The sequence below is a fragment of the Hydrogenimonas sp. genome (genome assembly GCF_029932565.1).
Taxonomy (GTDB): domain Bacteria; phylum Campylobacterota; class Campylobacteria; order Campylobacterales; family Hydrogenimonadaceae; genus Hydrogenimonas.
In genome coordinates, this window is sequence record NZ_JAOZPV010000022.1 from 1 (window position 1) to 11,688 (window position 11,688).

General features: G+C 52.1%; 13 protein-coding genes. 2 read left to right on the forward strand and 11 right to left on the reverse strand.

Going from position 1 to position 11,688, the window contains the following annotated elements:
• Positions 1 to 109 precede the first annotated feature (109 nt).
• Complete coding sequence (locus Q1K24_RS04290; protein WP_300366480.1) at positions 110 to 604, reverse strand: HIT domain-containing protein; 495 nt, start codon at positions 602 to 604, stop codon at positions 110 to 112.
• Positions 605 to 711: 107 nt separating this feature from the next.
• Between Q1K24_RS04290 and Q1K24_RS04295 the strand changes: the two genes are divergently transcribed.
• On the forward strand, positions 712 to 921 hold the full coding sequence (locus tag Q1K24_RS04295; RefSeq protein ID WP_300366483.1) for a hypothetical protein: 210 nt from the start codon (positions 712 to 714) through the stop codon (positions 919 to 921).
• Here Q1K24_RS04295 and Q1K24_RS04300 read toward each other — a convergent pair.
• The 10 genes from Q1K24_RS04300 to Q1K24_RS04345 are packed head-to-tail and all read right to left on the reverse strand — an operon-like array spanning position 902 to position 11,132.
• Positions 902 to 2,197 (reverse strand): TRAP transporter large permease subunit, encoded by a 1,296-nt coding sequence (locus Q1K24_RS04300; RefSeq protein WP_300366486.1) that lies wholly within the window; start codon positions 2,195 to 2,197, stop codon positions 902 to 904. The genes Q1K24_RS04295 and Q1K24_RS04300 overlap by 20 nt on opposite strands.
• 13 nt (positions 2,198 to 2,210) lie before the next feature.
• The gene (locus Q1K24_RS04305) at positions 2,211 to 2,723 is read right to left on the reverse strand and encodes a TRAP transporter small permease subunit (protein WP_300366489.1); all 513 of its coding nucleotides are present in this window, start codon (positions 2,721 to 2,723) and stop codon (positions 2,211 to 2,213) included.
• A gap of 7 nt (positions 2,724 to 2,730) precedes the next feature.
• Positions 2,731 to 4,164 (reverse strand): UDP-N-acetylmuramoyl-tripeptide--D-alanyl-D-alanine ligase, encoded by a 1,434-nt coding sequence (gene murF / locus Q1K24_RS04310; protein WP_300366493.1) that lies wholly within the window; start codon positions 4,162 to 4,164, stop codon positions 2,731 to 2,733.
• Positions 4,161 to 4,433 (reverse strand): acylphosphatase, encoded by a 273-nt coding sequence (locus Q1K24_RS04315; protein WP_300366496.1) that lies wholly within the window; start codon positions 4,431 to 4,433, stop codon positions 4,161 to 4,163. The genes murF and Q1K24_RS04315 overlap by 4 nt, the downstream gene beginning before the upstream one ends.
• The gene (locus Q1K24_RS04320; RefSeq protein ID WP_300366498.1) at positions 4,420 to 5,145 is read right to left on the reverse strand and encodes an alpha/beta hydrolase; all 726 of its coding nucleotides are present in this window, start codon (positions 5,143 to 5,145) and stop codon (positions 4,420 to 4,422) included. Before Q1K24_RS04320 ends, Q1K24_RS04315 begins: the two co-directional genes overlap by 14 nt.
• Positions 5,146 to 5,148: 3 nt before the next feature.
• Positions 5,149 to 5,853, reverse strand: coding sequence for a sulfur transferase domain-containing protein (locus Q1K24_RS04325; protein ID WP_300366501.1), 705 nt, complete (start codon positions 5,851 to 5,853; stop codon positions 5,149 to 5,151).
• Positions 5,850 to 7,565, reverse strand: coding sequence for an ABC transporter ATP-binding protein (locus Q1K24_RS04330; protein ID WP_300366504.1), 1,716 nt, complete (start codon positions 7,563 to 7,565; stop codon positions 5,850 to 5,852). The genes Q1K24_RS04325 and Q1K24_RS04330 overlap by 4 nt, the downstream gene beginning before the upstream one ends.
• Positions 7,562 to 8,617, reverse strand: coding sequence for a D-alanine--D-alanine ligase (locus tag Q1K24_RS04335; protein ID WP_300366507.1), 1,056 nt, complete (start codon positions 8,615 to 8,617; stop codon positions 7,562 to 7,564). The genes Q1K24_RS04330 and Q1K24_RS04335 overlap by 4 nt, the downstream gene beginning before the upstream one ends.
• Positions 8,618 to 8,634: 17 nt before the next feature.
• Positions 8,635 to 9,198: a Holliday junction branch migration protein RuvA gene (ruvA, locus tag Q1K24_RS04340; protein WP_300366510.1), complete on the reverse strand. Its 564-nt coding sequence runs from the start codon at positions 9,196 to 9,198 to the stop codon at positions 8,635 to 8,637.
• Positions 9,195 to 11,132 carry a flagellar assembly protein A gene (locus Q1K24_RS04345; protein ID WP_300366513.1) on the reverse strand — a complete coding sequence of 646 codons (1,938 nt, stop codon included), beginning with the start codon at positions 11,130 to 11,132 and terminating at the stop codon, positions 9,195 to 9,197. Before Q1K24_RS04345 ends, ruvA begins: the two co-directional genes overlap by 4 nt.
• A 123-nt stretch (positions 11,133 to 11,255) precedes the next feature.
• Here Q1K24_RS04345 and Q1K24_RS04350 point away from each other — a divergent pair.
• On the forward strand, positions 11,256 to 11,688 hold a 433-nt coding region (locus Q1K24_RS04350), incomplete at its 3' end, for a lipid II flippase MurJ (RefSeq protein ID WP_300366516.1).

The window sequence follows — 11,688 nt, forward strand, 5'->3', positions numbered from 1 at the left end:
GACCTCTCTTTTCGACCAGAGCCGGAATGAGCCAGAAGCCGGTGAGTGCATAGAGAAGCAGCAGAGAACCGGGAAGCCAGAGAAAGAGGAGTCTGAGAAATTTTTTCATCTACTGTTTCCCGAAATAGTCGGGCACCATCGCTTTGAGCCTCTCGTAGATCTTCTGAAAATCGGTGCTGTAGACCCGCGTCTCTCCGATCGTCGTGATGAAGTTGGTGTCGCGGTTGAATCTCGGAACGAGATGGTAATGGATATGCTCGGCGATGCCGGCACCCGCCGCCGCCCCCAGATTCATACCCAGATTGACGCCGTCGGCACGGAATCCCTCCCGCAGCATTCGGACACCTTTTTGCGTGAGTTCACTGATATGCAGCCAGACATCCGGATCCAGGGTATCGAGTCTGTCGGTATGGGTGTGGGGAATGATCATGAAGTGGCCCGGTGTGTAGGGATAGCGGTTCATGACGACGAAGCATTTCTCGTCACGCAGAAGCACATGATGTTCCGCATCGAGTTCGGGATGTTCGCTGATATGGCAGAAAACACACCCTTCCGTTTTTTGGGTGATGTAGGCAGTCCGCCAGGGAGCGTAAAGGTGGTTCATGCAAGACCTCGTTTGGTAAATAAAAAATTATACACTAACTTTTTTTCAAAGGAGGTATTAAATAAGAAAAACCAATAATATAACGATAGCCTTCAAAGGAGGGAAACATGATAGGAGGAAAATACAGGAACGTGGTGCTGGTCACGCTGATTCTGGGCGGGTTCGTCCTCTTTATGATCGTCACGACAGCCTGGGTCATCCACGATGTCTCCAAAGGGCGCTCGTGTGTGCGCACCTGTGAACAGAACGGGACAAAAGAGAGCCTTCTTAAGAGAATGGAACCCGTCGAAAGAGAGGCTACCCGAGCCAATAGATGATCTTGGGCCAGAGCATGACGATCGCAAGTGCCGTCATCTGCAACAGAATGAAAGGGATGACGCCTCTGTATATCTGGCCGGTAGTCACTTTGTCGCCCGCGGCCCCTTTCAGATAGAAGAGAGCGAAACCGAACGGAGGTGTCAAAAAGGATGCCTGCAGGTTCATCGCGATGAGAATGGCGAACCAGATCGGATCGATGCCGAAGCTTGCGGCGATCGGGACCAGAATCGGCACGACGATAAACGAGATCTCGATGAAGTCGACGAAAAACCCGAGCACGAAAATCACCGCCATCGTGACGAGTATGAAGGTCCATCGGCTTCCCAGCTCCTCGGTAAAGAACTGATGAACGAAATCACCTCCGTCGAAGGCGTTGAAAACGAGGCTGAACGCCGTGGCACCGATGAGGATCATGAAGATCATGGCGCTCAGTTTGACCGTTTCGATCGAGGCGTAGCGCACGATCTCGAATCGGAACGTCCCTTTCAGCATCGTCAAAAGCGTGGCACCCACGACGCCGACGGCCGCCGACTCGGTGGGGCTGGCGATACCGGCGAAGATGGAGCCGAGAACGGCGACGATCAGCAGAAGCGGAGGGAGTATCGCCCTGCCGGCCTGCATCAGGAGTCTCCCGTAGGGGATCGGCTCCCGCTCCATGGCGGGGGCGACATCGGGCCGGATCCAGGAGAGAAGAAGAATGTAGGCGATGTAGAGTGAGGTGAGGATGATTCCGGGCATGACGGCCGCTTTGAAAAGATCGCCGACACTGACGTACATGACATCCCCCAGTACGATCAGCACGACCGAGGGAGGTATGAGCTGCCCCAGCGTCCCGCTGGCGACGATCGTCCCGCTGGCGAGTTTGGGGTCGTAGCGGTGTTTGAGCATGATCGGGAGGGTAATGAGTCCCATCATGACGACGCTCGCACCTACGATGCCGGTACTCGCCGCCAGTATCGCACCCACCAGCACCGTCGAGATCGCCAGACCGCCGCGGACCGGGCCGAAGAGTTTTCCCATCGATTCCAGGAGGTCTTCGGCCATCTTCGATTTTTCGAGCACCAGACCCATGAAGATGAAGAGGGGCACCGCCATCAGCGTGAAATTCTGCATGATGCCGTAGATGCGGAACGGGAGCAGCTCGAACACCTCGAGCCCTACGTCCCACGGAAATAGGAGCGCGAAGAGGATCGCCACGCCGCCGAATGCGAAGGCGACGGGAATACCCAGCAGCAGGAAAACGAGAGCCGTCAAAAACATCAGCATACCGATCATCGAAACGATCCTTTCATCGTCTCCCCTCCTCTTTCAGCTCACCAAGCCGGTGGAAGGCTTTGATCGTCTCGCTGACAGCCTGGAGGATGAGAAGAGCGAAAGAGAGAATCACGAACGATTTGATGACATACCGGCAACAGAGTCCGCCCGGATCGGGACTTCCCTCGTGCTGAACGAAACTCTGCAGCGTGAAATCCCAGCTGAACCATACGATCAGCAGCCCCAGGGGAATGACGAACAGCACCATCGTCGCAATACGGATGACCTCTTTGAAGCGGGGTGAAAAACGTGTATAGAGAATGTCGACCCGGACATGCTTGTCGTGTTTGAGTGCATAAGCCAGGCCGAGAAGAAAGAGGATGTCGAAGAGGTGCCACTCCAGCTCCTGCAGCGCGACGGAGCCTTCGTGAAAGGCGTAGCGCATCGTCGCATCGTAGACGATGAGCAGCGCCAGTACGATCGATGCGAAGGCTCCCAGCGCTCCGGCCCATTTGCTAGTTTCGTCAATCAGATAGGAAATTTTCATTGGTCTCTCATATGAAGTTGGGTGCGTCGTTGGCGAAGAGTATCAGATCGCCGGAACGGGTCAATGCGGCCAGCGTCTCCTCCATTTTCGATTTGTCGTCAAGAAAATGGAGTTTCTCGTCGGCGACATACATTTTGAAGGTTTCCCGATTGATCTTTCCGGTGACGAGGATCAGATCGAAAATCTCGCTGGCCCGTTTGGCGATCTTCTCGTTCTGCTCCACATCGGCCTCTACCAGTCCGGGAGTGATAAGCACTTTTCGACCCTTGTACTGCGAGACGAGATCGAACGAGGCGAGCATCCCCTCGATGTTGCCGTTGAAACTGTCGTCGAGAATGATCTTTCCGCCGGCATCGATACGCTGCAGACGGTGCTCGACCGGTTTGAGACGGGCGGCATACTCTGCACCCTTTTCGTAGGGAATGCCGAGTGCGTTGGCGACATGGAGCGCCGCCGTGACGTTGACGGCGTTGAAGGCACCGAGAATCGGAAGGTGGACCGAAACGGTTTTTTCCGGGAGTTTCAGGTCGAAATCGACGCCTTCGAGTGTGGCCTGGAGATGGTCGATCTCATTGCCGAACTCTGTAACGTTCTCGTTGGGTTTGACATTGGCCGATTTGTGCACCCATGCGTGTCGCAGCCGTTTGCTCCGGAGAATCTCCATCTTCGTGTTCCGTATCCGTTCAAGCGTCTTGAAATATTCGATATGCTGGGGGCCGATGACGCCGACGACGGCATAGTGGGGCTGGACGAACTCCGTGATTTCGGCGATATCGCCCGGACCTCTGGCCCCCATTTCGACGATATAGACCTCGGTATCTTCCGGCAGCTCGTCGTTGATATCTTTCATGACACCGGCAAGCGTGTTGACGCTTCTGGGAGTGGCGTAGACCTTTTTTTCATGTCCGAGAATCTGGGCGATGAAGTTCTTGATACTGGTCTTGCCATAGCTGGCTGTTACGCCGATGACAATGAGATCGTTCATGTTGTCGAGTTTGCGCTTCGCCTGGACTTTGAAACCGTGGAACATCACCTTTTCGATGAAAGTCGAACCGATGACGGCGACGGCAAGGGGAAGAATGACACCGAAGACCTGACACCCTTCTTTGGCAAGGCAGAGAAGGTCCTGAAAGATCGTCAGCATCAGCAGCAGAGCGAAAAAGCGTTTGATCCGTCCCGTGATGACGAGTTTTTTGTCGAGTTTTCTGTTCCATAGCCAGAGCGTCGGCAGATAGGCGAAATAGAAATAGATCCAGAAATAGATCCCCGTAAAGTAGTAGGCGAAGAGTGGAATCAGAAAGTAGATGACATGCCAGTGGTAGCGTGTATGGTGCAGTATGACGCGTTCGATTTTGTAGCTGTACCACTGGAGATTGGTCGCGAGGTACCAGCCCAGCGCCATGACGAGCAGAATATGCGAAAAGAGTTCAAACCAGATCATCGGACCACCTCGAATGTAGTGAATGGGGTGTCGAGGGGAATTTCCTGACATTCGATTTCGGTCACGATCGACATGGGTGATCCTTTCAGAAGAAATTGTTTGAATATCTCAAGGCGCTCTTCGGCCGTGTCGACGACCACTTCGACCGTGCCGTCCGGAAGGTTCCGGACAAACCCGGTAAATCCGGCTTCCCGTGCCATTTCGGAAACCTCCCTGCGGTACCAGACTCCCTGAACCTTCCCCTTGACGATGCATCTATACCGTTTCAAGAAAGAGCTCCATCTCCGCAATGACCGGCTGCGGATTATTCAGAAAAAAATAGTGGTCGCCATCGAAGAGAACCAACCGTGACTTTGGCATCAGCGAAGCGATCGTTTCGCCGGCTTCGGGCGGTGTCGCGGTATCGTTTCTACCCCAGCAAAGCAGTGCCGGCCGGGTGTAGGCCGCGAAGTGATCTCTGAAATCTTCGTCCACGACCTGTTTGAAGGTTTCATACATGTGTTGGGGCATGTCGGCGGCATCGCGCGAAACGAAGACGCTTCGGAGTTTTGCTCCGCCGATAGGTTTGAGGAGTTTGAAGAGTGCGATTTTCGCGCGGATTTTGAAAGATTTCGGCATGACGATACCGGAACTCGAAAGAAGAACGAGCCGTTCGGGATTCAGCAGTGTCGCGACCTTGCCGCCGAACGAGTGGCCGACAGCGGCATTTTTCTTCGCTCCGATATTTTGGAGAAACAGATCGACGATCGCCCCGTAATCCTCTGTTTTCAGGACGGACTCGTTCGAACTTTTCCCGAATCCAGGCAGGTCGATGTAGATGTGCCGCCAGGTTTTGAAGGCGTGGCCAAACGCCTGGCGCATCAGCTCCTTGCTGCTGCCCCAGCCATGGAGGATGATCAGGTCGTGCCGGCCCTCCGGATTGACGATGTCGTAGGCGATTCGGAATGTTTCGTTGTTGTAGCGGATCGGTTTGACGGCCATACCCTACTCTCTCCTCAGGATTTTTTCGAAAAAGAAGTCGGCAATCGGATTGGTACGGTTTTCTTTGAAGGTCTTTTCGAATGCTTTACGCCGACTCCTGTCTGCCCACCGTTTCGACCACTCGATAATCTCTGCATCGGGATGCTCGTTCCGATAGTCGAGGAAGGCTTCGAAAAAGGCGGCGATGATGCCGGCCCCCGAACTTTTGATGTATCCATAGGGCCAGAAGCGCAGATGCTCCTTCATCGCCTCTTCCAGGGGAACGTTTTCCATCCAGTAGAGGTAGAGAACCGAGGCCAGCGAACTCCGGTCGGCTCCCGCCTTGCAGTGCATCAATGCCGGATAGGTCGCCCTTTCGAACGCCTCCTTGAGCGCAAGGAGCGTTTTGTCGTCGGGTATCCGCCTGGAGAAAATACTGACGTCGATCAGTTCGACGCCCAATTCGTCGCAGGCGCGTTTTTCGAGGGCATAGACGGGATAGTGGGGTTTTCTGCCCCGCAGGTTGATGATGCTTTTGAAGCCATATTCCGTGACCAGTTTTTTGAGCTGCCAGGGTGTCGGCTGGGCGGATCGGTAGATCTTTCCTTCCACGACGGGATGAAGATTGAGCCAGAGGATATTGACGAGGTTGTGCTGCTTTATGAGCGAACCGTACCACGCCTTCGTTTTTTGCGAAAAGGTGTCGAGTTTGACGGGTGGTTTGCTCACTGTTCTTTCTCTTTGCGGTAGAGATTCTGGAACGTGATGCACCCCTGCGAGAGTTCCTCTTTGGTGCCGCGGCAGACGATTTTGCCGTGTTCGAACACGAGGATCGTATCGGCCTTTTCGATTGTCGTAAGACGGTGTGCGATCATGAAGACAATGAGATCTTTTTTGAGGGAGTAGATCGTATCGATGATCGCCGATTCGCTCTTGTTGTCGAGGGCACTCGTCGCTTCGTCGAGAATCAGAATGTCGGGTTCCTTGTAGAGTGCCCGGGCGATCGCGATACGTTGGCGCTGTCCGCCGGAGAGATTGGTGCCACCCTCGTTGAGTACCGTGTCGATTCCGTCCGGAAGTGTTTCGACAAATTCCCACAAATTGGCTTTTTTCAGTGCTTCGATAACCTGTTTCCTATTCGGATGGAAATCGCCGTAGGCGATGTTGGAGAGAATCGTGTCGTTGCTGATGTAGATGCGTTGTGTCACGATGGCGATACGATTACGGAGTGACTTGAGGTCGAGATCTCTCAAATCGATACCGTTGACCTTTACGGTGCCTTCGGCCGGATCGTAGAAACGCAGAATCAGGTTGACCATCGAACTCTTTCCGCCGCCGCTGTCGCCGACCAGGCCGATCACCTCCCCTTTTTTGGCATGAAGGGAGATATCTTTGAGCGCTACGGTTTCTCCATATCGGAGGGTTACCTGTTCGAATGTGATCGACTCGATATGGTCAAGTGTAACTTTGCCACTTTCGATCATCGGTCTGTAGTGCATGATCTGTTCGATCCGCTCATGCGCGGCGATGGCATTCTGGAATTTGCTGTAGAGATTGGAAAGACGCCGTACCGGATCGATGAGGAGGGAGAGCGCCGTGAGGAACGAGAAAAATTCACCCGTCGTCATTGTTTTGTTGACAAGTACTTCGCGGCCGCCCGCGACGATGAAGATCGTGATGGCGATGGCGGCGATAAGTTCGAGAATCGGGGTGAGCATCAGCTGCACTTTGACCGTTTTCATATTCGTATTGAAAAAGGAGCGGTTGAAGGCTTTGAAGCGTTCGAGTTCGTAATCCTGGGCGTTGTAGGACTGGATCATCTCGTAATTGGCGAAGTTTTCCGAGAGTTGTGTCATCAAATCGGCACTCTTCTCCTGCGAAATATGGGAGAGTTTTTTGAGTTTCTTGGAGAGAATATTGACCGGCCAGACGACCATCGGAACGATGATGAGCGTAAAGAGTGCCAGTTTCGGGCTCTGGTAGATGACGACACCAAGCAGGACAATCGCCGTCAGCGATTCGCGGAGAAATGTCGCCAGCTGGCTTGAAATGGCCGCCTGGATTCTTGCGATATCGGCACTGATGCGGCTCATCAGTTCGCCGCTGTGAAATGCGAAGTGGAAATCCATATCGAGATGCATCATGTGCCGAAGCATTTTGTTTCGCATTTTTCGTACGATATCCTGACCGACAAAGCTCATGGCATAGCTCTGCATGAAGGTACCCAGCCCTTTGGCCACGAAGGCGGCAACGATGAAGACCGGCACGATGTAGAGCATTTGGACATCTTTTTCGATGAAAATGCGGTCCATCAGCGGCTTGACCATGTACGCGATGGCACCGGTTGCGCCGGATGTCAGCAGCATACCGACGATGGCAAGAACGACTTTGTCTTTATAATTCTTGTAAAGCGGAAGATAGGTTTTCAGAAACGCTTTCAACGATCAGACCCCAGTTTCGGTCCCTTGGCGGATTGGACTTTGTTGATGTAGGCGTAATCGGGTACGATGGGCCGTTTTCGCGGCAGGTGGTTTTCAAGCTGCGCGAGCGTTCCACTGAAATCTTCGAAGAGATAGTTGGCCATCGATCCGGGGATCGGATTGATTTCGTTGAGGAGTATCTCGCCACTGGCGACGAAGAAATCACACCGTATCAATGCCCCTTCGAAGAGGCTGCCGTAGACCTTTTTGAAGGTCTCTTTGAGGTCCGATTCGAGCGTTGCATCGATGTTCGCCGTCTGGACGCTTTCGGTCCGTGCGAAATCGAGATACTTCTGGTCGAAATCGAGATACTCCTTTTTCTGCGGTGCCTCGATTCGGCTCAGGATCCACTCCTCTCCTGCTTTGCAGCCGGCGACATTGTACTCCTCGATCCCTTCGATGAACGGTTCTATCAGCACTTCGTCGTCAAATTCGAACGCCACGTCGAGCGCGAAGTCGAGCTCTTCGGCCTTTCTGACGATGCTGACACCGATTGAGCTTCCGAGCCGCAGCGGCTTGACGATGATCGGATAGCCGAAAATCGGTTCGCGTGCATCCCCGATACGCAACAGCTGGTAATCGACCGTCCGTACACCGATCCCCTCGGCATAGAGTTTCGTCAGCCATTTGTTGAAACTCAGGACGGAAGCCTCTTTGCGTGGGCCGATATAGGGAATTTTGAAAAAATCGAGCAGAGCGGCGATCGTACCGTCTTCGCCTTCGGCACCGTGAATCAGATTGAGCAGCGTGCCATGCTCCAGACGTCTGCTTTTGAGGAGCCCGCGTTTTTCGAACCCACCCCTGACCAGTGTCAATCTCTCATCGTTCTTATAATCACCCGAACTGAAATGGTTCGATTTCATCGAGTCGGACGGAATCAGGTAGAAGTTGCCGTCGGCATCGAGGAAAATGAATGTCAGTGCTCCTTTCAGAACTTTTTTGAGTGCAATGGCGCTGACGATACTGATTTCATGTTCGTAACTCGCACCGCCGAATAGAATTGCTGATTTCATAGTTGCCAAATTCTCCGTTATTTGCTTAATTTTTTCAGAGCCTCTTTGATGAGGCTTTCGGTGTCGCTTCCACTGCACTGGGCAAGTGTTTTGGTGATATGCTCTTTTTTGAATCCAAGGCTTTCAAGCGCCATAGCCGCTTCGTTGTGTGCCTGGCTGGCCGGATTGTTTTCACCTGCCATCTCCAGCGAAAAGCCTCCCAGCTCGACCAGAATACGTCCGGCACTCTTTGGTCCGATACCGGGAACACGCTTGAGCATGCCGACATCTTTGCTTTCGACGATCTGTGCGAAAGAGGGAGGCGTGAAGGTGGAGCAGATCGCCATCGCGACCTTGGGTCCGACGCCGTTGATTTTGATCAGGGTGTCGAACATCCGCTTTTCGTTGATATCGAGAAAACCGTAGAGCAGCTGGGCATCCTCCCGTATGATGTGCGTCGTATGGAGGCGTACATCATCGCTTTTGACTGCAGCACTGCAGTGCAGGGAAACGAAAACTTCGTAAATAAGCCCGCTCTGTGTCAACAGATGCAGATGGGTGGGATCTTTTTTGACGACTCTGCCCGTAATACCTATGATCATGCGTCATCCGCCTCTTTGACGGCAATATCATACCCCTCTTCCCCCCTCTTTTCCAGATAGATGAGCTGATTGCTTTGACCGGGTTTCGGCGTGTATTCCAGCTTCATCTGCGGATAGAGCAGATGAAATTCGACCGTTGTATACTCTTTCCATTCACCGCGGTTGATGACCTTCGCATGGACGACCATATCCTGATAGGCGAGCAGCCGGCTCCTGATATCCTGCAGTTTCGTCTCGACCGTCGTGATCTCCTCTTTCATCGCCGTGATCTGTTCCTTGAGTTTCTGGAACTGTTTGATTTTGGAGAGGAATGCCGGTTTGGGTTTGATACCGCGTTTCTGATCCTGAAGGATTTTCTGTTTGAGTGTATTGACGGCCGATTCGCTTTTGGAGGCGACCTCCTCTTTTTCCGCCAGCTTTTCCGCCAGCTTTTCATGAATTTTCTCGAGCTCTGCCATCTGCTCTTCGAGGGAGACGATTTCATTGTGATACGCTTCGATCTCCGATGGATCGATAATCAGTTTGTTGTTCTCTCCTACCATTTTGCCGACTTCGATTTTCGATACGGCATAAATTTTCCCGTTGGAGCCGAGCACACCGATGTCGACCTCCATCGCTTTGATTTCGCCACCGATCATCTGAGCGATTTTCGCCTCTTTCGCTTCGACGATCCCCCCTTCCACACGTGTGGCTTCGGCCAGGTTTTTCGTCTTCAGCAATCCGCGCAGCACATTGATTTTTGCATGGTCGGCAATGATTTTGCTGCTCTGGTGTGTCTGCCCTCCGATGACGACCTCTTCGGCGATGACGACAGCCGACGCACCGACGTTTCCTTCCACTTTGATTTCGGTTGCCTCGACTTCGACACCCGTGCCGATGGCATCTTTCATCGAATCTTTCTCGTTGATGTGAAGTTTCACTTCCGTTTCGACACCCGCATCGATCGAACCGGTTTTTTTGAAACTTACCTCTTCGAGTTCCATTTCATCCTGTATGTCGTAGGTATTGTCGTTGCATACGACGTAACCTCCGCGTTTTGCACGGTAAAGAATCTGCGAATCGTTCTCTTCGATTTCGATATTGTCGCTGACACGGAATTCCGGCTTGTTGGTCTCCTTGGGTTCGTCAACAGGTATGAATTCGCCCATGCAGTTGCGTCCCGCTTTTCCCTCCCGGGGCTTGATATATTCGATGATCGTTTCGCCTTTTTCGACAGCCTCTATGAATCCGCGTTTGGAGTAGTCGATTCTGTCGTTTGACTCCTCCTTCTTCTGTCTCTCCTTGTAGTGCAGAACCAGCTCATCGTCGATGGCAGGTTGTGACGCATAACAGACCGCGATGTCGAAACTGTAGTCTTCCGGAACGATATACTGCTCCTGTACTTTGGCTTTTGCGGAGAGTTCGTCGAGCTTCTTCTCGATATCGAGATCCCACAGGTTGATGAGGATGCGGGAACGGACCATCTTTTTGTGAATCAGGCTTTTGAGTTTCGCATTGAGATTTTCCGTATTGCGAACGATGGAGCCGCTTTTGATGGTACAGACGATTCTGTTTTTCTCTTTATTCGACGCGATATGGATCAGTAGATCGCTCATCCACGGCTCTTCTTTGTATTTCAAGACCTCGATTTCATAGTCCTGCTTGACTTCGAAATTGGGATTGAGAAGAACTTCCGGTTTGTTGAATTTTTCCCAGTCGCCCTGTTCCACTTCGACCCATTCGGATGCATTCGCATCCATTTTGATGTACGTTTTGAAACTGATTATGCGGATATCAAGAGCCTGCGAACTTATCTGGTATTTTAACGCCGTCTCCTGTAACGTTCTGGGAACGTCACTCGTCGTCACGACGACGGGCGTGAATCCTGCAGCCTTCGACGTTCCCTTCGGCTGTTTCTTTTTCTCACTCTTGAATACTTTGTCGAAAAATCCCATACGTTTCACTTCAATGTTGGTCTTATTCTATTGTGCCGGCACAAAAAATATCTATATTTTAATCTATTTATCGTTAAAATTACTTCAAGTCTCCAACGTATCGTCTAAAAGGCTCGATATTTCATGCGTTTTCGCTCAATCTTCACAACCAGCGCCGGAATTTTGACATCCCGTATTTTCGGCTTTGTACGCGACCTTCTGATGGCATCGATTCTCGGTGCCAATATCTTCTCGGATATCTTTTTCGTGGCATTCAAACTTCCCAATCTGTTTCGCCGGATTTTCGCAGAAGGTGCGTTTGTACAGAGTTTCATGCCCACATTCATCGTGTCGAAACATCGCAGTGTCTTCGCAGTCGCCATACTGATACGTTTTTTTCTTTTCCTGCTTTTTGCATCTCTTCTGGTCACACTCTTTTCGGACGGTGTAACACGTCTTATCGCCATCGGTTTCAGTCAGGAAGCCGTCCGTATGGCGGCTCCGCTCGTCGCGATCAATTTTTACTATCTCGACTTCATTTTTCTGGTCACGTTTCTCTCCGCGCTGCTGCAGTACA

What these genes read in the sequence shown, in the direction of transcription:
- Q1K24_RS04345 (WP_300366513.1), bottom strand. Translation starts at nt 11,132, where the DNA reads ATGGGATTTTTCGACAAAGTATTCAAGAGTGAGAAAAAGAAACAGCCG.
- Q1K24_RS04300 (WP_300366486.1), bottom strand. Translation starts at nt 2,197, where the DNA reads ATGATCGGTATGCTGATGTTTTTGACGGCTCTCGTTTTCCTGCTGCTG.
- Q1K24_RS04305 (WP_300366489.1), bottom strand. Translation starts at nt 2,723, where the DNA reads ATGAAAATTTCCTATCTGATTGACGAAACTAGCAAATGGGCCGGAGCG.
- Q1K24_RS04335 (WP_300366507.1), bottom strand. Translation starts at nt 8,617, where the DNA reads ATGAAATCAGCAATTCTATTCGGCGGTGCGAGTTACGAACATGAAATC.
- murF (WP_300366493.1), bottom strand. Translation starts at nt 4,164, where the DNA reads ATGATCTGGTTTGAACTCTTTTCGCATATTCTGCTCGTCATGGCGCTG.
- ruvA (WP_300366510.1), bottom strand. Translation starts at nt 9,198, where the DNA reads ATGATCATAGGTATTACGGGCAGAGTCGTCAAAAAAGATCCCACCCAT.
- Q1K24_RS04290 (WP_300366480.1), bottom strand. Translation starts at nt 604, where the DNA reads ATGAACCACCTTTACGCTCCCTGGCGGACTGCCTACATCACCCAAAAA.
- Q1K24_RS04320 (WP_300366498.1), bottom strand. Translation starts at nt 5,145, where the DNA reads ATGGCCGTCAAACCGATCCGCTACAACAACGAAACATTCCGAATCGCC.
- Q1K24_RS04295 (WP_300366483.1), top strand. Translation starts at nt 712, where the DNA reads ATGATAGGAGGAAAATACAGGAACGTGGTGCTGGTCACGCTGATTCTG.